The organism is Sphingopyxis sp. MWB1, from assembly GCF_000763945.1.
Classification (GTDB): Bacteria; Pseudomonadota; Alphaproteobacteria; order Sphingomonadales; family Sphingomonadaceae; genus Sphingopyxis.
Map to the genome: position 1 here is coordinate 1,939,096 of NZ_JQFJ01000002.1, position 20,470 is coordinate 1,959,565.

24 protein-coding genes are annotated in these 20,470 nt (G+C 64.1%); 13 read left to right on the plus strand and 11 right to left on the minus strand.

What is annotated here, in order from left to right:
• Positions 1 to 72 precede the first annotated feature (72 nt).
• Entirely contained in the window at positions 73 to 1,467 is a 1,395-nt protein-coding gene (gene pgmG / locus JV18_RS0109660) for a phosphoglucomutase/phosphomannomutase PgmG (protein WP_033074318.1), read from the minus strand.
• A gap of 34 nt (positions 1,468 to 1,501) precedes the next feature.
• Positions 1,502 to 2,311 carry a division plane positioning ATPase MipZ gene (locus JV18_RS0109665; protein ID WP_033074319.1) on the minus strand — a complete coding sequence of 270 codons (810 nt, stop codon included), beginning with the start codon at positions 2,309 to 2,311 and terminating at the stop codon, positions 1,502 to 1,504.
• Between the two features lie 88 nt (positions 2,312 to 2,399).
• Here JV18_RS0109665 and panC point away from each other — a divergent pair, with 88 nt between their 5' ends.
• Positions 2,400 to 3,248 carry a pantoate--beta-alanine ligase gene (gene panC, locus JV18_RS0109670; protein WP_033075211.1) on the plus strand — a complete coding sequence of 283 codons (849 nt, stop codon included), beginning with the start codon at positions 2,400 to 2,402 and terminating at the stop codon, positions 3,246 to 3,248.
• Positions 3,249 to 3,371: 123 nt separating this feature from the next.
• Positions 3,372 to 3,686 (plus strand): sel1 repeat family protein, encoded by a 315-nt coding sequence (locus JV18_RS0109675; protein ID WP_033075212.1) that lies wholly within the window; start codon positions 3,372 to 3,374, stop codon positions 3,684 to 3,686.
• 699 nt (positions 3,687 to 4,385) lie between these two features.
• On the opposite strand, the gene JV18_RS0109680 is transcribed toward JV18_RS0109675, so the two are convergent.
• From JV18_RS0109680 to JV18_RS0109695, 4 genes are read right to left on the minus strand one after another with little or no spacing between them, the layout of a single operon-like run.
• Positions 4,386 to 5,534 (minus strand): GNAT family N-acetyltransferase, encoded by a 1,149-nt coding sequence (locus JV18_RS0109680; protein ID WP_052071876.1) that lies wholly within the window; start codon positions 5,532 to 5,534, stop codon positions 4,386 to 4,388.
• 6 nt (positions 5,535 to 5,540) lie between these two features.
• Positions 5,541 to 6,005 carry a RidA family protein gene (locus JV18_RS0109685; RefSeq protein ID WP_033074320.1) on the minus strand — a complete coding sequence of 155 codons (465 nt, stop codon included), beginning with the start codon at positions 6,003 to 6,005 and terminating at the stop codon, positions 5,541 to 5,543.
• A gap of 11 nt (positions 6,006 to 6,016) precedes the next feature.
• Complete coding sequence (locus tag JV18_RS0109690) at positions 6,017 to 6,658, minus strand: hypothetical protein (protein WP_033074321.1); 642 nt, start codon at positions 6,656 to 6,658, stop codon at positions 6,017 to 6,019.
• On the minus strand, positions 6,655 to 6,927 hold the full coding sequence (locus JV18_RS0109695; RefSeq protein WP_033075214.1) for a DUF3572 family protein: 273 nt from the start codon (positions 6,925 to 6,927) through the stop codon (positions 6,655 to 6,657). The genes JV18_RS0109690 and JV18_RS0109695 overlap by 4 nt, the downstream gene beginning before the upstream one ends.
• Before the next feature lie 130 nt (positions 6,928 to 7,057).
• Between JV18_RS0109695 and JV18_RS0109700 the strand changes: the two genes are divergently transcribed.
• Entirely contained in the window at positions 7,058 to 7,420 is a 363-nt protein-coding gene (locus JV18_RS0109700) for a response regulator (protein ID WP_033074322.1), read from the plus strand.
• A 106-nt stretch (positions 7,421 to 7,526) separates the two neighbouring features.
• Here JV18_RS0109700 and JV18_RS15735 read toward each other — a convergent pair whose 3' ends face one another.
• A complete protein-coding gene (locus JV18_RS15735; RefSeq protein ID WP_268746266.1) occupies positions 7,527 to 7,655 on the minus strand; it encodes a hypothetical protein in 129 nt (42 codons plus the stop codon).
• Positions 7,656 to 7,798: 143 nt separating this feature from the next.
• On the opposite strand from JV18_RS15735, the gene JV18_RS0109710 reads away from it, so the two are divergent.
• Positions 7,799 to 8,284, plus strand: a complete 486-nt coding sequence (locus tag JV18_RS0109710) for an Lrp/AsnC family transcriptional regulator (protein WP_033074324.1) — start codon at positions 7,799 to 7,801, stop codon at positions 8,282 to 8,284.
• A 176-nt stretch (positions 8,285 to 8,460) separates the two neighbouring features.
• Positions 8,461 to 8,883 carry a VOC family protein gene (locus JV18_RS0109715; protein ID WP_033075215.1) on the plus strand — a complete coding sequence of 141 codons (423 nt, stop codon included), beginning with the start codon at positions 8,461 to 8,463 and terminating at the stop codon, positions 8,881 to 8,883.
• Positions 8,884 to 9,001: 118 nt separating this feature from the next.
• Here the strand turns inward: JV18_RS0109715 and rpmG are convergent, their stop codons facing one another.
• The 3 genes from rpmG to JV18_RS0109730 all read right to left on the minus strand — a co-directional run bounded on the left by rpmG (position 9,002) and on the right by JV18_RS0109730 (position 12,597).
• The gene (gene rpmG / locus JV18_RS0109720) at positions 9,002 to 9,169 is read right to left on the minus strand and encodes a 50S ribosomal protein L33 (RefSeq protein WP_003042331.1); all 168 of its coding nucleotides are present in this window, start codon (positions 9,167 to 9,169) and stop codon (positions 9,002 to 9,004) included.
• 178 nt (positions 9,170 to 9,347) lie between these two features.
• The gene (gene gltX / locus JV18_RS0109725; RefSeq protein WP_033074325.1) at positions 9,348 to 10,658 is read right to left on the minus strand and encodes a glutamate--tRNA ligase; all 1,311 of its coding nucleotides are present in this window, start codon (positions 10,656 to 10,658) and stop codon (positions 9,348 to 9,350) included.
• Between the two features lie 265 nt (positions 10,659 to 10,923).
• Positions 10,924 to 12,597 carry an NAD+ synthase gene (locus JV18_RS0109730; RefSeq protein WP_033074326.1) on the minus strand — a complete coding sequence of 558 codons (1,674 nt, stop codon included), beginning with the start codon at positions 12,595 to 12,597 and terminating at the stop codon, positions 10,924 to 10,926.
• 201 nt (positions 12,598 to 12,798) lie between these two features.
• Between JV18_RS0109730 and JV18_RS0109735 the strand changes: the two genes are divergently transcribed.
• Both JV18_RS0109735 and JV18_RS0109740 read left to right on the plus strand, forming a co-directional pair.
• A complete protein-coding gene (locus tag JV18_RS0109735; RefSeq protein ID WP_033074327.1) occupies positions 12,799 to 13,734 on the plus strand; it encodes a ribose-phosphate pyrophosphokinase in 936 nt (311 codons plus the stop codon).
• A 38-nt stretch (positions 13,735 to 13,772) separates the two neighbouring features.
• Entirely contained in the window at positions 13,773 to 14,168 is a 396-nt protein-coding gene (locus JV18_RS0109740) for a cupin domain-containing protein (RefSeq protein WP_033074328.1), read from the plus strand.
• A gap of 7 nt (positions 14,169 to 14,175) precedes the next feature.
• Here the strand turns inward: JV18_RS0109740 and JV18_RS14715 are convergent, their stop codons facing one another.
• Entirely contained in the window at positions 14,176 to 14,718 is a 543-nt protein-coding gene (locus tag JV18_RS14715; protein WP_052071877.1) for a TetR/AcrR family transcriptional regulator, read from the minus strand.
• A gap of 135 nt (positions 14,719 to 14,853) precedes the next feature.
• On the opposite strand from JV18_RS14715, the gene hisN reads away from it, so the two are divergent.
• The 6 genes from hisN (at position 14,854) to pheT (ending at position 20,452) form a co-directional block, all read left to right on the plus strand.
• Entirely contained in the window at positions 14,854 to 15,636 is a 783-nt protein-coding gene (gene hisN / locus JV18_RS0109750) for a histidinol-phosphatase (RefSeq protein ID WP_033074329.1), read from the plus strand.
• A gap of 14 nt (positions 15,637 to 15,650) precedes the next feature.
• Positions 15,651 to 16,001, plus strand: a complete 351-nt coding sequence (locus JV18_RS0109755) for a GFA family protein (protein ID WP_033074330.1) — start codon at positions 15,651 to 15,653, stop codon at positions 15,999 to 16,001.
• A 116-nt stretch (positions 16,002 to 16,117) separates the two neighbouring features.
• Positions 16,118 to 16,321, plus strand: a complete 204-nt coding sequence (rpmI, locus tag JV18_RS0109760) for a 50S ribosomal protein L35 (protein WP_033074331.1) — start codon at positions 16,118 to 16,120, stop codon at positions 16,319 to 16,321.
• Between the two features lie 12 nt (positions 16,322 to 16,333).
• Positions 16,334 to 16,699 (plus strand): 50S ribosomal protein L20, encoded by a 366-nt coding sequence (gene rplT, locus JV18_RS0109765; protein WP_033074332.1) that lies wholly within the window; start codon positions 16,334 to 16,336, stop codon positions 16,697 to 16,699.
• Positions 16,700 to 16,976: 277 nt separating this feature from the next.
• Complete coding sequence (gene pheS, locus JV18_RS0109770; protein ID WP_052071878.1) at positions 16,977 to 18,059, plus strand: phenylalanine--tRNA ligase subunit alpha; 1,083 nt, start codon at positions 16,977 to 16,979, stop codon at positions 18,057 to 18,059.
• Positions 18,056 to 20,452 (plus strand): phenylalanine--tRNA ligase subunit beta, encoded by a 2,397-nt coding sequence (gene pheT, locus JV18_RS0109775; RefSeq protein WP_033074333.1) that lies wholly within the window; start codon positions 18,056 to 18,058, stop codon positions 20,450 to 20,452. Before pheS ends, pheT begins: the two co-directional genes overlap by 4 nt.
• Positions 20,453 to 20,470: the final 18 nt, after the last annotated feature.

Genomic DNA, 20,470 nt, shown 5'->3' on the forward strand with positions numbered 1-20,470 from the left:
CCGGAAGTTAGTAAAAGTGCCGCGCAGCGTCACTTGAGACGGGCGCTTGGTGGGCAGCCTGCGGCCCGGCGCCTAATGTCCGGCCTGGGGGCCGCGCTGGACGCCGGAGAGAGCAAGCTGCTCGTCGATGGCGGCGACGAGGCGGGCGAGACCGGCCTCGTCGGCGGCTTCGGCGCGAGCGACGAGCACGTCCTGGGTGTTGGAAGCGCGCAAGAGCCACCAGCCATCGTCGGTGAGGACGCGGGCGCCATCGGTGCGGTCCACCTGCGCCCCGGAAGTTGCCAGCCGGTCCAAAACTTCATCGACGATCGCGAATTTGCGCGCCTCATCGACCTGAAAACGCATTTCGGGGGTGTTGACCATGGGTGCCATGCCGCCGCGCAAATCGGTGACGCTTTGGCCGAGCTTCCCTGCCGCCTCGATCAGGCGGACGGCAGCATAGGGCGCATCGTCAAAGCCATAATAGCGGTCGGCGAAGAAGATATGGCCGCTCATCTCGCCCGCCAGCGGGCTGTTCGTTTCCTTCATCTTGGCCTTGATCAGGCTGTGGCCGGTTTTCCACATCAGAGGTTGGCCGCCGAGTTCGGCAACGCGGTCGAACAGCGCCTGGCTGGCCTTTACATCGGCGATCACCGTCGCGCCGGGATGGTCTTTCAGCAGGGCAGCGGCATAGATTTGCAGAAGCTGGTCGCCCCAGATCACCCGGCCCTGCCCGTCGATGGCGCCGATGCGGTCGCCGTCGCCATCGAAGGCCACCCCGAAATCGAGGCTCTTTTCTGCGACCAGCTTGCGAAGATCGGCGAGATTCTTTTCCTCGGTCGGGTCGGGGTGATGATTGGGAAAAGTGCCGTCAATGTCGGTGAAGAGGAGATGATGCTCCCCGGGCAGCCGCTCGGTCAATTTTTCGATCACCCGGCCCGCCGCGCCATTGCCCGCGTCCCAGCCGATACGAAAGGCGGTCCCCGCAAAGCCTTCGACCAGCCGGTCGACATAGGCGTCGAGAATGTCGACAGTCTCTGCCGTCCCCTTTCCGTCCGCAGCGGGGCTTTCCCAGTCGCCCGCCGCCGCCATCGTTCCGATCGCCTGAATGTCCGCGCCATAGAAGGGGCGGCCCTGCAGCGTCATTTTGAAGCCGTTGTAGTCGGGGGGATTGTGGCTGCCGGTGATTTGAATACCGCCCGCGACATCCTGTGTCGCCGCGGCATAATAGAGCATCGGCGTGGGGCCGAGGCCGACGTTGAGCACATCGACACCCGCATCGGTGACGCCGCGCACCAGCGCATCGGCGAGCATCGGCGAGGACAGGCGCCCGTCATAACCCACCGCGATCCGCGTGCCGCCCGCGCGCGCGACCATGGTCGCAAAGCTGCGCCCGATGGCATAGGCGTCGGCATCGGACAGTGTATCGCCGACAACGCCGCGAATATCATATTCGCGCAGCATCGTCGGGTGGAAGTTATGAGTCATGGCAAAGCTCCGGCTGGTCAGGAGAAGAGGGGGGTCAGGCCGCCGCGAACAAATCGCCGTCGGGATGCAATTTTTCGCGTTCGGGAAGGTTCAAACCCCCCATCGCCTCGCGCAGTTCCTGCCGCGCGACGACATGGCCCATGCCCATGCCGCCAAGATGCGCCTTGTCGAGCAGGGTCAGCCCGGCGGGGAAAAGTTCGCGGTAGATCACGCGCTCGCCCAGCCCCGGAATGACGCGGAAACCGACGCGGCGCGACAATTGGTCGAGCGCTTCGCCGACGCGGCGCATATTATGCGCCTCCACATGCTGGAGCCGGTTGCGAAGGATGATCCAGTCGATGGTGCGCCCATCGCTTTTGGCGCGCGCCTTGCGCGTGTCCCAGATGAGTTCGGAATAAAAGCTGGGGCGGGTGACCTGAAAGCTTTCGGGATCAACCTGTCCGATAAGGTCAAAGTCGATGAAACTGTCGTTCATCGGGGTAACGAGCGTGTCGGCGGTGGTCGCGATATGGCGCGCGAACATATCGTCGCGGCCCGGCGTGTCGGCGAAGAAATAATCGGCGCCCTCGCTCAATCGCGCGACCTGTTCCTCCATCTCCTCGATCGTCGAGCCTTCGAACACTTCGAAGCGGGGGATGGGCAGGTCAATCTCGCGCCGCTTTGCCGTTTGCGTGCGATTGTCCAGATAGCGGTGAAAAGTGCGCTGGCGCGGGTCGAGGTCAAGCCCGGCGACGCGCCACCCCTGGCTGGCCAAGGCAACGGCGAAATGCACCGCACAGGTCGATTTGCCCGTCCCCCCTTTTTCATTGGCAAAGATGATCCGGTGGGGAGCTGCGCTTGTCATGGCCGTTGCGATTTTCCTGTTGGCGCGGCATGGCGGCCGCATCGGTGGCATATTTGATCCTGCCGCCAATATCGGAGGGCGAGCGAGCGTGCAAATCATCCGTGATATCGAAACGCTGCGCGAAGCGGTGGTCGCGCTGAAACAGGGCGGAAAGAGCGTGGCGCTGGTGCCGACCATGGGCGCGCTGCACGATGGGCATTTGTCGCTGGTCCGCATGGGCCGCGAGGCGGCGGATCATGTCGTCGCCTCCATCTTCGTCAATCCGACGCAATTTGGGCCGAATGAGGATTTTGCCGCATACCCCCGCGACGAGGCGCGCGATGCCGCCTTGCTGCGCGGCGAAGGAACGGCGATCCTGTGGGCGCCCGATGTGGCCACCGTCTATCCCGAGGGACATAGCAGCCATATCGAAGTCGCCGAACTGGGCGCCGATTATTGCGGCGCCGCGCGCCCCGGCCATTTCGACGGGGTCGCGACCATCGTCGCCAAGCTGTTCAACCAGGTGCAGCCCGATGTGGCCGTTTTCGGCGAGAAGGACTGGCAGCAGCTCGCGATCATCCGCCGCATGGCACGCGACCTTGATTTCCCGGTCGAGATTTTGGGGGCGCCGATTGCGCGCGACCATGACGGCCTCGCCCTCTCCTCACGCAATGCCTATCTGTCGGCCGAGGAGCGCAAGGCGGCGGCGGCTTTTCCCGCGGCATTGCAACAGGCAGCGGCGGCCATTGCGGGGGGCGCCGATGTAGGCAAGGCGCTGGCCGATGCCGAGGCGGCGATCCTCGCCGGCGGCTTTGACAGCATCGACTATATCGCGCTCGCTGATGCCGAAAGTCTGGAGCGATTGCAGCAATATCGCCCGCCCGCGCGCCTGTTGGCGGCGGCGCGAATCGGAAAGACGCGATTAATCGACAATCATGCCGTTAACGCAAGCTATTGAATTTAACCAATAACCGGGTTTTTCCCCGGAAAAGTTCGCGCGTGTTAACGCTTTGTTGACCATAAAGGGCAAATTCTGGTCCCCGAGGCCTCCCTGTGGGGTGGAGGCATTGAGGGGATGATCATGGCGAACAGTCTGAAATCTGCCCAATATCTGATCGAAAGCCGCCTGCTCGACGCAGCGCGCGGCGACGCCAACGCCTATTTTGATTTGGGCATCGCCTTTTCCACCGGCAGCGGCGGAGTCGATGTCGATCTGGTCCAGGCGCATAAATGGTTCAATCTCGCCGCGCTGGGCGGCAGCCCGAAAGGGCAGCAATGCCGCGCCGATCTGGCGAGCGAAATGAGCCGCGACGAAATCGCCGAAGCGCAGCGCCAAGCGCGCGCCTGGCTCGACGAAACCGCCCGGCGACCGACCGCGCGGCAGTTTGCGGCGTAATTTTTAGAGGCGAAGCGCCGGGGCCAAGGGCTAGCGGCGTCCTTTCCTCCCTTCCTGTCCATCAAGCGTCATTGCGAGCCCGGCATAGCCTGGGGAAGCAATCTCCAGCCAGCGTTCGAATGTTGCCGATAGCGGAGGATTGTTTCGTCCCCCAGACAGGTCCGGGCTCCTCGCAATGACGGGAATGAGGGCGCGCGAATCTCTGCAGCTCTGCGCGAATCTTATCCTGTGCTGCGGTCCGTGGTCAGGGGTGGACGAAAGGTCCTGAATATTTCGCGCAGAGCCGCAGAGAGCGCAGAGGAAGAAGAGAAAATTTTCGCGCGGAGGCGCGGAGAATCAGACTTGGGCCGATAGGCCCTCTATCTTCCATTATGACGCGGGCATATCCGAGGCGAAGCTGGAGGAAGAAAGCCGTTTTGCGGCAAGGCCCCTCCGCGTCTCCGCGTCTCCGCGTGAACTCAAAAGATGGGTGCTGGAAGAGTCTCACACAAAGACACGAAGGCACAAAGAGGGCGCGCATCCAATGGCGCGTCGCGCTGTCTTCTCATCCTGACTGAAAAGGGCCGGACATGGTCCGGCCGGTCCCGCCAATGCAGAGCATGGGACAAGGGTCGCGGAAAGCCGCTGCCTTCTTTGTGCCTTCGTGTCTTTGTGTGAGATTATATTTTCGCGCCTTTGCGGCTTTGCGCGAAAACCCATTTAATCCGACCGCTTGAACGGCATATGCCCCTCGAGCCATTCGATTTCGGCCTCTTCGGCGGCGCGTTCGCCGTCCAGAAAATCGGCAACGGCGCGGCGGAAGCCGGGGTCCGCGATATAATGGGCCGACCATGTCGCGACGGGGCCATAGCCGCGCGCGAGCTTGTGCCCGCCCTGCGCCCCTGCCTCGACCCGGCGGAGGCCGCGTGCGATGGCGATGTCGATGGCGCGATAATAGCAAAGCTCGAAATGCAGGAAGGGAATATCGGCAAGGCATCCCCAATAGCGGCCATAGAGGGTGTCGGCGCCCAGAAAATGGAGCGCGCCCGCGACGGGCCGGTCATCGTCATAGGCGATGAGCAGGATGATACGGTCGGCCATGCGTTCGCCCAACAGGTCGAACGCCGCGCGGGTCAGATAGGGCTGGCCCCATTTGCGCGCGCCCGTGTCCTGATAGAATAGCCACATCGCGTCCCAATGTTCGGGGCGGAGCGCATCGCCGCTCAGTTCCTCGACCCGGAGCCCGGCGACCGCGCGGGCGCGTTCCTTGCGAAGCTGTTTGCGGCGGGCCGAATTGAGCGTCGCGAGAAAATCGTCAAAGCTCGCATAGCCGGGATTGGCGAAATGAAATTGCACGTCGCGGCGCACCAGCCAGCCCGCGCGTTCGAACAGGGGCATTTGTTCGGGCGCGACAAAGGTCGCGTGCGCCGAGGAGAGGCCATTTTGCCGCACCACCGCTTCGGCGGCGCGGATCAGCAGGCTCGCTTCCTCCTCGGCCTTTGCAAGCAGGCGGGGGCCGGGAACGGGGGTGAAGGGTACGGCGATCTGCAGCTTGGGATAATAATCGCCGCCCGCGCGCTCCCAGGCGTCGGCCCAGGCGTGGTCGAAGACATATTCACCCTGGCTATGCGCCTTCAGATAGGCGGGGGCGGCGGCGACCAGCCGGTCCGCCGCGTCGGTGGCGAGCAGCGGTGCGGCCTGCCATCCGCTCCCCGGCGCGACGCTGCCCGAGGTTTCGAGCAGCGCCAGAAATTCATGGCTGAGGAAAGGGTTGCTATCCCCCGCCAGCGCATTCCACGCGCCCGCATCGACCTCGGCGATGCCGGTGCCAATGCGGATGCTGTGCGTGGGCGGGTCGGCCTCCGCCATGATGGCTCAGCCCGCTTTCACCGCCACGATTGCGTCAACCTCGACTGCCGCGCCGAGCGGGAGGGCGGCGACGCCGACCGCGCTGCGCGCATGGCGTCCTGCTTCGCCGAGCACTGCCTCCATCAATTCGGATGCGCCATTGGCGACCTTTGGCTGGCCGGTGAAATCGGGGCTGCTGCTGACGAACACGCCGAGCTTGACGATTTTTTCCACGCGCGACCAGTCGCCGCCGACCGCCCGGTCAATCTGCGCGAGCAGCATGAGGGCGCAGCGCCGCGCGGCATCATAGCCCGCCGCTTCGTCAAGCCCCTCGCCGAGCCGCCCGGTGACCACCGCGCCATCGCGGAAGGGCAATTGGCCGCTGACGTGCAAGAGGCCGCCCTGTTCGACAACAGGGACATAGGCGGCGACGGGGGCCGCGGGCTGGGGCAGTTCAAGGCCGAGTTCGGCGAGTTTGGCAGCGATGGTCATGATGATCCTTTCTAAACGGATTCGGGGGCGGGCGCGGGGATATTTTCGGCGATGCGCGCCAAAATCCAGTCGCGCGCCGCGTCCCAATCGTCGATCCGCGCATGGGCATGATCGGCGGGGGCGACTTTGCCGGCGATGACAGGCTCACCCACCATTTGCAGGCGCCAGACTTCGGGGGCTTCGGCGGCGACCGACTGGTGATGGCCGGCCAGATCGTCGACGAAAATGGCGACCGGGGGCTGATATTCGTCGAGCAGGCGGCGGACGGGACCGCCCTTGCCGCCGCGGCTGCCGATCACCGGCGCATGAAGGCCGAGCGCGGCGAGCTGGTCGGCGCGGCGCGCCTGATGTTCGGGGCCGACATTGGTGAGGATGACAATATCGGCCTCCTTACCAATCGCCGCCATCGCCGCCATGGCGCCGGCAATCGGATTTTGGCGCGCCATTTCGGTGCTGAAGAAACCGTCGAGCAGCGGCCAGACCTCGGCAGCTTCGAGCGGGGTGCCGCATTGCTTGCGCTTGAGCGCGCGGGCGAAGCTGGCGTCCTCCATGCGGAACAGCACGCCATGGGCTTCATCGACCCATTGGGCAAAGGGGACGACCATGTGCAGCAGCACCTCGTCGCAATCGGTGATGAGAAGCGGGCGGGTCATAGATCAATCCTCTGGTTTCCGTCGAGCCGCTCGGCAGCGGCGATAAGGACGTCGGGGCCCACGTCCAGCGCGTTGGCGCAGGCGAGCAGATCGGGCTCATGCGCGGCGAGAAAGGCCAATATGGCGGCGAGCGTCGCAGGGCTGTCGAGCGAGGCGCGCAGATCATCGGGCGCAAGGCCGGTCATCCCCAGCAGCCGTTCGGCGCGCGGCTCGTCGCTCAAAATCCAGCCCAGCGCCTGAAGCGCGAGGGCAGCGTCGGAATCGCGCAATTTTTCCTTCCCTTCCCCGCCCGATGCGGGTGAGCGCAGGCCCGGCGGCACAGGCTGCGGGCCAGATGATTGTGTCCTGCCGCCGATTCGCCTAAACGAAGGCGGGACGCAAGTGGGGAAGCCGAAAATCATGGGCAAGACGATATTGGTCGTCGAGGATAATGAGCTGAACCTGCGGCTGTTTTGTGACCTGCTCAACGCCCATGGCTATGCCGCGCATCCGGTACGCGACGGGCGCGATGCGCTGGCGCGCGCCCGCGAAATCGCGCCCGACCTGATCATCATGGATATTCAGTTGCCCCATGTCAGCGGGCTGGAGCTGATCAAGCAGATGAAGGGCGATGCCGCGCTGAAAGCCGTGCCGATCATGGCGGTGACCGCCTATGCCGGAAAGGGCGATGAGGAAGAGATTCGCGCCGCCGGGGCCGAAGCCTATGTCTCCAAGCCGATTTCGGTGATCAAATTTATCGAGAATGTCGGGGCTTTTGCCTGATTTTTTCTGCGGATAGCGCCCATAGAAAAGGGCGGCACCGGGGCCGCCCTTTTCCGTTCATCCATCAAGGGGTTGCCGGGTCGAACGACCGGATCACCGCGCCGCCTTATGCGGGGCGACCATCCTTGCGTTCCCAGGGAGCGTCATAGTGAATGGCAACCGCCGCCTTTGACGCATCGACCAGCACGGTCCAGCAATTTGCGAGCCACTGCGGCCGCGAAACGATACGCTTCATTTTCTGTCTCCTGATCGGCGCCGCCGCCCATGAGAGGGAGAGGGGGAGCAGCGGCGCCGCGAATCTCTATAATATGAGTCGACATATTATTGGCGCCAAAATTCGCAATGAAAGCGACTAATTTTTGCGTTAAAAAGGCTGTTATGCAAAAAAAGATCGACCTGGATGATTTCGACCGGCGGCTGCTGCAACTGGTGCGCGAGGATAATCTGCAGCCCGCCCGCACGCTGGCCGACAAGGTAGGGCTGTCGATTTCCGCCGTGCTGCGGCGGCTGCGCCGCTTGCGTGAGGAAAAGATAATCGTCGCCGATATTGCGGTGGTGAACCCCGCGCTGACCGGGTCGGCGCTGACCATGCATGTCATGGTGCGGATGGAGCAGGCCGGGGTGCGCGCCATCGACAGCTTTGCCCGCGAAATCACCCGCCATCCCGAGGTGACCGGCGCGTGGGAAGTCACGGGCGACGAGGATTATCTGCTGAAAGTGCAGGTCGGCACGATGGAGGAATATGACGCTTTCACCCGCCGCGCGCTGAGCGAGGACAAGGGGGTCCATAGTTTCACGACGCTGATCACCATTCGCACGGTGATCGAGAATGACGCGGCGCGCCGCCCGCTGCGGCTGGGCTGAAGACCCGGCAGGCGTTGCGCGACCTCCCGATTCGGCTTATTGGAAAATCGTCGAAAAAGGGGAGGTCGGTGCGGTTGGCCCGGCCCCCGCGCAAGCGGGCCCTGACCTTCGCCCCCGGCGTCGTGTCCCAAGACCCGGAAACGCCGCACCCCTTGCGGCGAAAGAAAGGCTTGGCCATGCAACAACAAATTTCCGTCATCACGCTGGGCATCGATGATCGTGCCCGGTCGCGCCATTTTTATAGCGAAGGATTTGGCTGGACCCCGATATTCGAGAATGACGAGATTATTTTTTATCAGATGAACGGGCTCGTCCTCGGCACCTTTGACCGATCGGCGCTGGCGAAGGATATGAACCGCTTTGATTTGGTGACACCCGGCGCCTTTTCGCTGGCGCATAATGTTGCCGAAAAAGAAGATGTCGAGCCGTTGATGGCGCGTCTCGCCCAAGCGGGCGGGCGTATCATCCGGCCCGCCGATGCCCCGCCGCATGGCGGATATCGCGGCTATGTCGCCGACCCCGACGATCATGCGTGGGAGATTGCGTGGAATCCCACCTGGCCGATGGATGCGGAGGGGCGGGTCCGCTTTGGACTATAGCAGGAAGCGGCACTGGCAAGCGCGCACGAAAAAGGGCGGCGCAAAGCCGCCCTTCATTCCCGAAGCCATCGGGGCGTGAGGCACGCTTGTTCGTTCGGCAGGCCGAACGGGCGCGGCCTTACTTGATCTTGGCTTCCTTGAACTCGACATGCTTGCGCGCACGCGGGTCATATTTACGCACCGACATTTTTTCGGTCATCGTGCGCGGGTTCTTCTTGGTGACATAGAAAAAGCCCGTGTCAGCGGTGCTCACCAGCTTGATCTTGACGGTCGTCGGCTTGGCCATGGCCCTTGTTCCTCGAAAAATCTGCACACCTGCCGAATGATTCGGCACATGCGGCGGGACACCGGCCCCGACTGCGGTTGTGAAAAGCAAAGAGGGCCGCGCGCCGGGCGCCGCCCCCATTTATCCGCGCGCCATTGGCGGGATTCGCCGCCAATGTCAAGCGAAAGCAGCTTTGCGCCTATGTCGCCGAGAGGCGCGAAATCGCCTGATCGCGGTCGATAAGCGGCAGAAGCTCGCCCATGTCGGGGCCATGGTCACGGCCCGTGAGCGCGCGGCGCAGCGGCAGGAAAAGCGCGCGCCCCTTGGCCCCCGTCGCTTCCTTGACCGCGCCGGTGAGCGCGCGCCAGGGATCGGCGTTCCAGTCGAGCCCCGGCGCGGCCTTTGCCGCCGCAGCCAGAACAGCCTGCCCTTCCGCATCGGCTGCCGGGGGGGTGAAAGGGCCGTCGAACACGGCGACCCATTCGGCGGCCGCGTTCACATGGACGAGATTGGGACGAATCGCGTTCCAGCGCGCCGCGTCAATGGCGGCGGGCAGCCGGTCGGCGACGGCGGCATAGTCGGTCTGGTGCAGGATTTTCTGGTTGAGCAGCGCCAGTTCGGCCTCGTCAAAGCGTGCGGGCGCGCGGCCAAAGCGCGCAAAGTCGATGCTTTCCACCAGCGGCGCGGGGGTGGTGACCGGCTCGACCGGGTCGCTCGTCCCCAGCCGAGCGAGCAGCGCGACGAGCGCGATCGGCTCAATCCCCTGTTCGCGCAAATTTTCCATGCCGAGCGAGCCCAGCCGCTTTGACAATTTGCCTTCGATCCCGACGAGCAGCGCTTCATGTGCGAAGGCGGGCGGAGACGCGCCCAAGGCTTCGAACATCTGGATCTGCGCCGCAGTGTTCGACACATGATCCTCCCCGCGCACGACATGGGTGATGCCCATGGCGATATCGTCGATCACGCTGGGGAGCAGATAGAGCCAGCTGCCATCGGCGCGGCGGATGACGGGGTCGGACATGGTTGCAGGGTCGAAACGCTGGTCCCCGCGCACCATATCGGTCCATTCGATCGGCGCATCATGGTTGAGCCGGAAACGCCAGTGCGGCGCCACGCCTTCGGGCGCGGGGGCGTCCAGCGGCTTGCGCTCATAAACGGGGGGAAGCCCGCGCGAGAGCAGAATCTTGCGGCGGATTTCCAGCTCTTCGGGGGTTTCATAACAGGGATAGACGCGCCCGGCGGCCTTCAGCTTTTCAAATTCAGCCTCATAGAGATCGAAGCGCGCCGACTGCCGCTCCTCCCCGTCGATATCAAGGCCGAGCCACGCAAGATCGGCGCGGATGGCGGCGACATATTCCTCTTTCGACCGCTCCAGATCGGTGTCGTCGATGCGAAGCAGGAAACGCCCGCCATACTTGCGCGCCCACATCCAATTATGGAGCGCGGTGCGGACATTGCCGACATGAAGATGGCCGGTGGGCGAAGGGGCGAAACGGGTGATGACGGTCATGGCGGGGCCTATAGCCGCATTGCGGGGATGGTGGGAATAGGGCGCGCTTCGGTGGCGCGACGTGAGGGGTGTTTCATGTTTCGCGCAAAGGCGCAAAGAGCGCGAAGAAAAGAGCGGGCCGACAGGTCCGCACTCTATCATGGGCATCTCTTGGCCTGCCTGCGGATGCGAGCGAAAGCTGCTTCGCGGATAGCGCTTTCCTCTTTGCGCTCTTTGCGCCTTTGCGCGAAAATCATTTTCCCCGGTACCGCCACCGCCGCAATATTCAGCCCGTCCGGAACCCATGGGTAATCGGATAGCGGCGGTCGCGGCCGAAGTTGCGGGTCGAGAGCTTGACCCCCGGCGGGGCCTGGCGGCGCTTATATTCGGCGATGGCGAGCAGCCGTTCGATGCGGGCGACGGCGGCGCGGTCGAAGCCGTAACGCGCGACGACGTCATCGACGCTCGCCTCCTCCTCCACCAGCATGTGCAGCATGCGATCGAGATCGTCATAGGCGGGCAGGCTGTCCTCATCCTTCTGATCGGGACGCAGTTCGGCGCTGGGGGGTTTGGTAATGATGCGATCGGGCATCACCGGCGCGCGCGGATTACGCGACAGGCGCGGCACATGGGCGTTGCGCCATTTCGATAGCGCAAAGACCGTCGTTTTATACGCATCCTTCAAGGGGTTATAGCCGCCCGCCATATCGCCATAGATGGTGGCATAGCCGACGCTCATCTCGCTCTTGTTCCCCGTGGTGAGGAGCATGGGGCCGAATTTGTTGCTGAGCGCCATCAAGGTCACGCCGCGAATGCGCGACTGGACATTTTCCTCGGTAATATCGACCTCGGCATCGGCGAAGCTGCCCTCGAGCATCGAATCGAACGCCTCGACCGCCGGGACGATCGAGATGGTGTCGAGGCGGCAGCCGATCATCTCGGCGCAGCCCCGTGCATCTTCCAGGCTTTCTTCGCTGGTGAAGCGGCTGGGCAGCATCACGCAGTGGAGCTTGTCGGGGCCGAGCGCGTCGGCGGCAATCGCCGCACACAGCGCCGAATCAATACCCCCCGACAGGCCGAGCACCACGCCGGGAAAGCCATTGCGTTCGACATAGTCGCGCAGGGAGATGATCATCGCATGATAAATATCGGCAGGATGCGCGTCCCATTCGGCGAGGGCGCCTGGGGTGCAAGTCCAGATGCCGTCCGTCCCCTTGTTCCAATGGGTAACGCGCTCTTCCTCTTCCCAGTCGGTCAGCCGGTGCGCCGCTTCGCCATTGGCGTTGAGGACAAAGGAGCAGCCGTCGAACACCAGCTCATCCTGCCCGCCGACGCGGTTGAGAAAGAGGAGCGGCAGGCCGGTTTCGGCGACGCGCGCGCCGAATACCTGACTGAGCCGCCTGTCGTCCTTGTCGATTTCATAGGGGCTGCCATTGACCGAGATGAGCAGCTCCGCCCCCTGCGCCGCGAGATGCGCCGCGACGGTGGGATACCAGCCATCCTCGCAGATCGGCAGGCCGAGCCTGACCCCGCGCCATTCGACAATGTCGGGCAAGGGGCTGGGCGAAAAGACGCGCATTTCGTCGAAAGTGCCATAATTGGGCAGCTCATGCTTGCGCCGCGTTGCGACAACCTGCCCGCCATCGAGCAGGGCAACCATATTATAGAGGCGCCCGTCGGCACCGCGCTCGACCGATCCCACCAGCATGGCAGGGCCGCCATCGGCAGTGTCGGCAGCAAGCTCAGCGAGTAGCGCCGCCGCGCGTTCGGCCAGCGCGGGCTTGAGCACTAGATCCTCGGGCGGATAGCCGATCAGCTGCAATTCGGGATAGACAATGAGGTCGGCATCGCCGTGGCGCGCGCGGGCATCGCGCATCGCGGCCATATTGGCGGACAAATCGCCAACCCGCTGGGTCAACTGGGCCATGACGATGGTGAGCGGAGCGGGGGAGCTTGTCATAAGCGAAAGCCTTACGCCCGGCGCGGCTGATTGCAATGATCAAGCGCAAGAGGGGGCGGAGGGTCGCCCCCAGGAAGTCGATCCGGCCATTCTTCGCGATGCAGCGTTCCGTTTCAGGCAATATCGCCCCTTCCCCTTCGCGCCCATGCTGGGTAAGGGGCGCGCAATCCCACCCTCGGATGCGAAAGGGCCTGCAGCGCCATGAAACTCATCTCCGGCAACAGCAACCTGCCGCTGGCCCGCGCCATTGCGGACTATCTGGAACTGCCGCTGACCGATACCAGCGTGCGCCGTTTCGCCGACGAGGAAGTGTTCGTCGAAATTCACGAAAATGTTCGCGGTCAGGATGTGTTCGTCGTCCAGCCGACCAATTTCCCGGCGAATGACAATCTGATGGAGCTGCTGATCCTGACCGACGCGCTGCGCCGCGCCTCGGCCAAGCGCATCACCGCCGTCATCCCCTATTTCGGCTATGCCCGGCAGGATCGCAAACCGGGACCGCGCACGCCGATTTCGGCCAAGCTGGTTGCCAATCTGATCACCACATCGGGCGCCGACCGCGTGCTGGCGATCGACCTGCACGCCGGGCAGATACAGGGCTTTTTCGATATTCCGACCGACAATCTTTATGCCGCGCCGGTGATGAGCGCGGACATACAGGCGCGGTTCGGCGACCGCAATCTGATGGTCGTTTCCCCCGACGTCGGCGGCGTGGTGCGCGCGCGGGCGCTGGCGAAGCGGCTCGATAACGCCCCGCTCGCCATCGTCGACAAGCGGCGTGAGCGCGCGGGCGAATCGGAAGTGATGAACATCATCGGCGATGTCGAAGGGCGTTTCTGCGTGCTGATCGACGATATTGTCGATTCGGCGGGCACGCTCTGCAACGCCGCCGCCGCCCTCAAAAATGCGGGGGCCGAGGGCGTCGTTGCTTATTGCACCCATGGTGTGCTGTCGGGCGGTGCGGTGGCGCGCGTCGAGGCGAGCGAACTCACCGAGCTGGTGATCACCGATTCGATCCAGCCGACCGATGCCGTCAACGACAGCGCCAAGGTCCGCGCGCTGACCGTCGCGCCCTTGCTGGGCGAAGCGATCAAGCGTATTGCTGACGAAACCAGCGTTTCGAGCCTGTTCGACTAACAGCGTCGGCAGGTCCCTGCCCGAAGGGGAGACTTGCCGTGCCGCCATCGGATATTTTCGCGCAGCCGCTGCACCTTGGCCTGGGGGCCGCCGCAACCGTTCAGCCGCCGATGACCGGCCCCGAATGGTATGACGCCTATAGTGAGCGCACGGCCGGCGACGGCAAGGAAGGACGGCTGGTCAGCGCCTTTCGCTTCACCGAAAATTGGGCGATGTGGGAAAGGCACCCGGCAGGCGATGAGGTGGTGGTCTGCCTCGACGGCACGATGACGCTTTATCAGGAAGCCGACGACGGATCGGTGACCAGCGTTACGCTTGGCGCGGGCGAATATGCGATCAATCCGCCGGGATGCTGGCACACCGCCGATGTCGACGGCAGCGCATCCGCGCTGTTCATCACCCCCGGCGAAGGCACCGAGCACCGCCCTCGATAGGCCAGTCTCAACGCGCGAGCAGCGCACTCAATATATGATCCAGCTCGCGGCAAAAGGCGGCATGATCGGGCGCCGCATGAACAAGGCCCTTCGCGGTCCAGCAAAGCGCCTGTGCCAGACTGCCCGCACGCGGTACTGCGGCGCCGGGGCCGCTGATACGGATCGCATCGGCCATGGCCGTGATCAGCCGCCGTTCGGCCTGACGTGCACGTTCGGGCAAGGCGGAGCGCGTCATGACGATAATCTCCGGCCCATGGGGCGAACCGCGCATCACCTCGATATGCTGTCCCGCCCAACTGTCGAGCGCGGCATTGATCCGCTGAACCAGCGTCTGGCGCGGATTGGAAAGATGGCGCAGCGCGTCGGTCAGCGACGCCTCGACCACGCTGCGCGTCGCCCAGTCAAACAGCTCTTCCTTTGATTTGAAGTGATTGTAGAGCGACTGGCGCGAGACATCGGCGGCGCGCGCCAACTCGTCCATCGAGGTTTTGCGAAAGCCATAGCGTGCAAAGGTTTCGATGATCGGGGCGGGCGGGAAAACGTCTGCCATGCAGGGGATTGTACAGATAATATGCATATCGTCAAAAGCGTTTCCGGCCCGGAATCGGATGGATTCGGACCGCAGAGGCAGGCGGCCGTGCAGAGGGGGCTGGCGGCGCTTCTCCCGCTGCGCTAGCGGGGGCGGATGTCGATCCAATCCGATCTCGCGCTCGCGCTTCGCCTCGCCGATGCCGCCGGCGCTGCCATCCGCCCGCTGTTCCGTTCCGGCTTTGACCATGAGGCCAAGGATGACGCCTCCCCCGTCACCGAGGCCGACCGCGCCGCCGAGGCGGCGATGCGCCGCCTGATCGACGCCGAAGCGCCGACCGACGGGATTATCGGCGAGGAATATGGGGCCGAACGTCCGGGCGCGAGCCGCCAATGGGTGCTCGACCCCATCGACGGCACGGTCAGCTTTATGGCGGGACGCCCGATTTTCGGCACGCTGATCGCGCTGCTTCAGGATGGCTGGCCGATTCTGGGTATCATCGACCAGCCGATCAGCGGTGAACGCTGGGTCGGGGCTACCGGCCAGCCGACCTTGTTCAACGGGGTGGAAACGCGCACCCGCCGATGCCGCGAACTCGCTGATGCGACGCTGGCGACCACCGGTCCCCAATATTTCAGCGCCCATGATGGCGAGCATTTCATGGCGCTCGCCGCAAAAACCGCGCACAAGCGCATCGTCTTTGGCGGCGATTGCTATAATTACGGCCTGCTCGCGAGCGGGCATATCGACCTGATCGTCGAGGCGGGGCTGAAATTGCATGATTTTGCCGCCCTCGTCCCCATTGTCGAAGGCGCGGGCGGAACGATGTGCGACTGGAATGGCGAGCCCCTGCACGCCGCCAGCGAAGGCCATGTCATCGCGCTGGGCGATCCCGCGCGGCTGGAAGATGTGATCGAGGGGCTGGCCTGCAACCACTGAGAAGGGGAGACGACATGGCTTATCAAGGCAGCTGTCACTGCGGCGCGGTGACCTATAGCGTCGAGGGCGATATTCCCGATACGGCTATGAGCTGCAACTGCTCGCACTGTCGGCGTAAGGGCTTTCTGCTCAGCTTCGTCCCGATCGACCAGTTCCGGCTGGAGAGCGGTGCCGAGCGGCTGACGTCGTACAAGTTCAACAAGCATAATATCGACCATCAATTCTGCGATGCGTGCGGGTGCCAGAGCTTTTCGGTGGGCACCGGTCCCGATGGATCGAAGATGGCGGCGGTGAACCTGCGCTGCGTTCCGGGCGCCGACCTCGACGCGCTGAATATCCAGAAGGTCGACGGCGCGAGCTTCTGACCTTCGAATCACTTGCATTTGGGGACGAATCCGCCTAAGCGCCCCGCTTCCGATTGTGTCGGCTGGCTGAAAGGGCTGCCAGGCCGATACGCAAACGGACTTCAAAGGAGACCAAAATGCCCAAGCTGAAGACCAAAAGCGGTGTGAAGAAACGCTTCAAATTCACCGCGTCGGGCAAGGTGAAGCACGGCGTCGCCGGCAAGCGCCACCGCCTGATTTCGCATAACGCCAAATATATCCGCAGCAACCGCGGCACCAGCGTGCTGAGCGATGCCGACACAGCCCATGTGCGCCTCTGGGCGCCCTATGGCCTGAAGTAAGGAGCGCTACCCATGTCACGCATCAAACGCGGCACGACGACGCGCGCCAAGCACAAGCGGATTTTGGATCAGGCGAAGGGCTATTATGGCCGTCGCAAGAATACGATCCGCATCGCGCGCCAGGCCGTCGAAAAGGCCGGTCAGTACGCCTATCGCGACCGCAAGGTCAAAAAGCGGAACTTCCGCGCCCTGTGGATCCAGCGCATCAACGCCGCTGTCCGCGCCGAAGGCCTGACCTATTCGCAGTTCATGCACGGCGCAAAGCTCGCCGGGATCGAACTCGACCGCAAGGTGATGGCCGACCTCGCCATGAATGAAAGCGGCGTTTTTGCCGCGATCATCGCACAGGCGAAAGCGGCGCTGCCCAAGGCAGCGTAACGCTGCGGCGGACAAGCCAGATCAAAAGGGGGCGGTTCCGCAAGGGGCCGCCCTTTTTGCTGGGACTTGTCCGTCCGGGGCATTGGGCTTGACCCCTTTGCCCCATCCGGTGCAAGCGGCGGATGGCCGCCTCTGGCCTTCTTCCTCTTCGTGAAAGCAGCCGCAGTGCAGGAGCGGGATAGGGCATCAAGCTTAGAGCGAGCCCAAAATGGCGGGTGATGGATTCCCGCTTTCGCGGGAATGACGAAAGTGGCGGGAATGATGAAGGAATTGCTTAGTGTTCGAGATTGAAAAGGCGACAGCCGCCATTGATCAGGCCGACAATCTGGAGGCGCTCGACGCGCTGCGCGTGCAGTTTCTGGGCAAGAATGGCGAGATCACCCTGCTGCTCAAAACGCTGGGCGGGATGAGCCCGGAGGAGCGCAAGGAAAAGGGGCCGGCGATCCAGGCGCTGCGCGAGGCGGTGACCGACGCGATTGCCGCGCGCAAGGCGGCGCTGGAAAGCGCCGCGCTGGAAGCGAAGCTCGCCGCCGAGCGCCTCGATATGAGCCTGCCCGCCGCGCCCGTGCCGCAAGGCAGCGTCCACCCGGTCAGCCAGGTGATGGACGAACTGGCCGAAATTTTCGCCGACATGGGCTTTGCCGTCGCCACGGGGCCGGAGATTGAGGACGACTGGCATAATTTCACCGCGCTCAATATTCCCGAAACCCATCCCGCGCGAGCGATGCACGATACTTTCTATTTCCCCGACACCGACGCCGAGGGCCGCGCGATGCTGCTGCGCACGCACACCTCGCCGGTGCAGATCCGCACGATGATGAGCGAGAAGCCGCCGATCCGTATCATCGCGCCAGGACGTGTCTATCGCAGCGACAGCGATGCAACGCACACGCCGATGTTTCATCAGGTCGAAGGCCTTGTCATCGACCGCGGCATTCACATGGGGCACCTCAAATGGACGCTCGAAACCTTTTTGAAGGCTTTTTTCGAGCGCGATGACATCGTGCTGCGGCTGCGCCCCAGCTATTTCCCCTTCACCGAACCCTCGGCCGAGGTCGATGTCGGCTATGCCCAGGAAAAGGGGCGCCGCGTCGTCGGGGGCGACGGCGATGCCGAGGGCCATGCGTGGATGGAATTGCTGGGCAGCGGCATGGTCAACCGCCGCGTCATCGCCAATTGCGGGCTGGACCCCGACGAATGGCAGGGATTTGCCTTTGGCGTCGGCGTCGACCGGCTCGCCATGCTGAAATATGGGATGGACGATTTGCGCGCTTTCTTCGACGGCGATCTGCGCTGGCTGTCGCATTATGGTTTTAGCGCGCTGAGCGTGCCCACGCTGAGCGGGGGGATTTCGGCATGAAGCTAACCCTTAACTGGCTGCGCGACCATCTCGACGGTGACTATGGCGTCGCCGATGTTGTCGCCACCTTGAACCGCATCGGCCATGAGGTTGAAGGCGTCGAAAACCCGGCCGAGAAACTGGCAGGTTTCCGCATCGCTAGGGTGCTGACCGCCGAAAAGCATCCGCAGGCCGACAAGCTGCAGGTGCTGAGCGTCGAAGCCGGGCCCGACATCAATGGCGGCGCGCCGCTGACCATCGTGTGCGGCGCCCCCAATGCGCGCGCGGGGCTGGTCGGCGTGCTGGGCCTGCCCGGCGCGGTAGTGCCCGCCAATGGCATGGAATTGAAGGTCGCGGCAGTGCGCGGCGTCGAATCGAACGGCATGATGTGCTCGGTGCGCGAGCTGGAGCTGGGCGATGACCATGATGGCATCATCGAACTGGCCGGTGATGCGCCGGTCGGCACCGCCTTTGCCGATTATCGCGGGGTCGATGATCCGGTGATCGACATTTCGATCACCCCCAACCGGCAGGATTGCATGGGCGTGCGCGGGATCGCCCGCGACCTTGCCGCCGCCGGGCTGGGCACGCTGAAGCCACTCGACGTTCCGACGATCAACGGCGAAGGCGCGCCCGCGACCGAAATTCGCGTCGAGGACAGCGAAGGCTGTCCCGCCTTTTACGGGCGGACGATCAGCGGCGTCACCAATGGCGAGGCGCCCGAATGGATGCGCCGCCGGCTGGAGGCCATCGGCCAGAGGCCGATCAGCGCGCTCGTCGATATCAGCAATTATGTGATGTTCGACCTGGGCCGCCCCAGCCATATTTATGACCGCGCCAAGCTGAACGGCGCAATGACCGCGCGCCGCGCCAGCGAGGGTGAAAGCGTCACCGCGCTGAACGGCAAGGATTATGTGCTGAGCGAGACCATGACGGTAATCGCCGATGACACAGGTGTGCATGACATCGCCGGCATCATGGGCGGCGAGCATAGCGGGTGCAGCGAGACGACAAGCGATGTGCTGCTGGAGATTGCTTATTTCACCCCCGAACGCATCGCGCTCACGGGTCAGGCGCTGGGGCTGGCGAGCGACGCGCGCAGCCGCTTCGAGCGCGGGGTCGATCCCGCTTTCCTCGACGATGCGGTCGCCATCGTCACCGGCCATATCCTGTCCATCTGCGGCGGCACCCCGTCGGACATTGTGCGCGCGGGCACGCCGCCCGTGGGGGTGCGCGAAATCGATTATGACCCGGCGCTCGCGGAAACGCTGGGCGGCATTGCCATCGCGCCCGATGCGCAGCGCACCATTTTGGAATCGCTGGGCTTTGTGGTGATGGAGCAGGGCGCGCTGTGGCGCGTCACCGTGCCAAGCTGGCGCCGCGATATGGACGCCGCCCCCGATCTGGTTGAGGAAGTGACGCGCATCCACGGCTTTGACGCCATCCCCTCGACCCCGCTGCCGCGCGCCGAGGGGGTTGCCCGGCCGACCGCGACCGCCGATCAGATGATGGAACGGCGCGCGCGCCGCGCGGCCGCGGCTGCCGGTTTCCATGAAGCGGTGACATGGAGCTTCGTGTCCGAACGCGAGGCCGAACCCTTTGGCGGCGGGGCGTGGAGCCTTGCCAATCCCATCAGCGAAGAGCTGAAAATCATGCGCCCCTCGCTGTTGCCCGGCCTGTTGTCAGCCGCCGCGCGCAACCAGAATCGCGGCGCGAGCAGCATTCGCCTGTTCGAAATCGGGCGGCGCTATCTGGCCGGGGCCGAACATCCAACGCTCGCACTGCTGATGGCAGGCGAAAAGACGCCGCGCGGCTGGCAAAGCGGCAAGGCGGCGGCGTTCGATGCCTTTGACGCCAAGGGCGCCGCGCTGGCGCTGCTGGAAGCGGCGGGGGCGCCCGCCGACCGTTTGCAGGTAATGGAAACGGTGAGCGAAGGCGCGATCTGGCACCCCGGCCAATCGGCGACGCTGCGCCTTGGCCCCAAGGCGGTGCTCGCCGAATTTGGCGCGCTTCACCCCGCGCTGACCCGGCATTTCGATGTCGATGGCCCGGTGATGGCGGTCCAGATTTTCCTCGACGCCATTCCCGCCAAGCGCGCGAGCGGCCCGGTGCGCGCCGCCTTTACCCCGCCCGCGCTGCAATCGGTGCGCCGCGACTTTGCCTTTCTGGCGCCCGAGACGCTGACCGCCGCCGAACTGGTGCGCGCGATTCGCGGCGCCGACAAGGCGGCGATCGTCGATGCGCGCCTGTTCGACCGCTTCGCCGGACAAGGCGTGCCCGACGGACAGGTCAGCCTCGCGGTCGAGGTCGAGCTGCAACCCGCCGACAAAAGCTTCACCGACGCCGATTTGAAGGCGATCACCGACAAGGTGGTGGGCGCAGCAGCGAAGCTGGGCGCGGTGCTGCGGGGATAGGCTGGAGATTGCTGCTGG

What these genes read in the sequence shown, in the direction of transcription:
- pheT (WP_033074333.1), top strand. Translation starts at nt 18,056, where the DNA reads ATGAAGCTAACCCTTAACTGGCTGCGCGACCATCTCGACGGTGACTAT.
- JV18_RS0109735 (WP_033074327.1), top strand. Translation starts at nt 12,799, where the DNA reads ATGAAACTCATCTCCGGCAACAGCAACCTGCCGCTGGCCCGCGCCATT.
- JV18_RS0109755 (WP_033074330.1), top strand. Translation starts at nt 15,651, where the DNA reads ATGGCTTATCAAGGCAGCTGTCACTGCGGCGCGGTGACCTATAGCGTC.
- JV18_RS0109685 (WP_033074320.1), bottom strand. Translation starts at nt 6,005, where the DNA reads ATGACCATCGCTGCCAAACTCGCCGAACTCGGCCTTGAACTGCCCCAG.
- hisN (WP_033074329.1), top strand. Translation starts at nt 14,854, where the DNA reads ATGTCGATCCAATCCGATCTCGCGCTCGCGCTTCGCCTCGCCGATGCC.
- JV18_RS0109675 (WP_033075212.1), top strand. Translation starts at nt 3,372, where the DNA reads ATGGCGAACAGTCTGAAATCTGCCCAATATCTGATCGAAAGCCGCCTG.
- gltX (WP_033074325.1), bottom strand. Translation starts at nt 10,658, where the DNA reads ATGACCGTCATCACCCGTTTCGCCCCTTCGCCCACCGGCCATCTTCAT.
- rplT (WP_033074332.1), top strand. Translation starts at nt 16,334, where the DNA reads ATGTCACGCATCAAACGCGGCACGACGACGCGCGCCAAGCACAAGCGG.
- pgmG (WP_033074318.1), bottom strand. Translation starts at nt 1,467, where the DNA reads ATGACTCATAACTTCCACCCGACGATGCTGCGCGAATATGATATTCGC.
- JV18_RS14715 (WP_052071877.1), bottom strand. Translation starts at nt 14,718, where the DNA reads ATGGCAGACGTTTTCCCGCCCGCCCCGATCATCGAAACCTTTGCACGC.
- JV18_RS0109680 (WP_052071876.1), bottom strand. Translation starts at nt 5,534, where the DNA reads ATGGCGGAGGCCGACCCGCCCACGCACAGCATCCGCATTGGCACCGGC.
- JV18_RS0109700 (WP_033074322.1), top strand. Translation starts at nt 7,058, where the DNA reads ATGGGCAAGACGATATTGGTCGTCGAGGATAATGAGCTGAACCTGCGG.
- JV18_RS0109715 (WP_033075215.1), top strand. Translation starts at nt 8,461, where the DNA reads ATGCAACAACAAATTTCCGTCATCACGCTGGGCATCGATGATCGTGCC.
- JV18_RS0109710 (WP_033074324.1), top strand. Translation starts at nt 7,799, where the DNA reads ATGCAAAAAAAGATCGACCTGGATGATTTCGACCGGCGGCTGCTGCAA.
- rpmI (WP_033074331.1), top strand. Translation starts at nt 16,118, where the DNA reads ATGCCCAAGCTGAAGACCAAAAGCGGTGTGAAGAAACGCTTCAAATTC.
- JV18_RS0109730 (WP_033074326.1), bottom strand. Translation starts at nt 12,597, where the DNA reads ATGACAAGCTCCCCCGCTCCGCTCACCATCGTCATGGCCCAGTTGACC.
- JV18_RS0109665 (WP_033074319.1), bottom strand. Translation starts at nt 2,311, where the DNA reads ATGACAAGCGCAGCTCCCCACCGGATCATCTTTGCCAATGAAAAAGGG.
- JV18_RS0109690 (WP_033074321.1), bottom strand. Translation starts at nt 6,658, where the DNA reads ATGACCCGCCCGCTTCTCATCACCGATTGCGACGAGGTGCTGCTGCAC.
- rpmG (WP_003042331.1), bottom strand. Translation starts at nt 9,169, where the DNA reads ATGGCCAAGCCGACGACCGTCAAGATCAAGCTGGTGAGCACCGCTGAC.
- JV18_RS15735 (WP_268746266.1), bottom strand. Translation starts at nt 7,655, where the DNA reads ATGAAGCGTATCGTTTCGCGGCCGCAGTGGCTCGCAAATTGCTGGACC.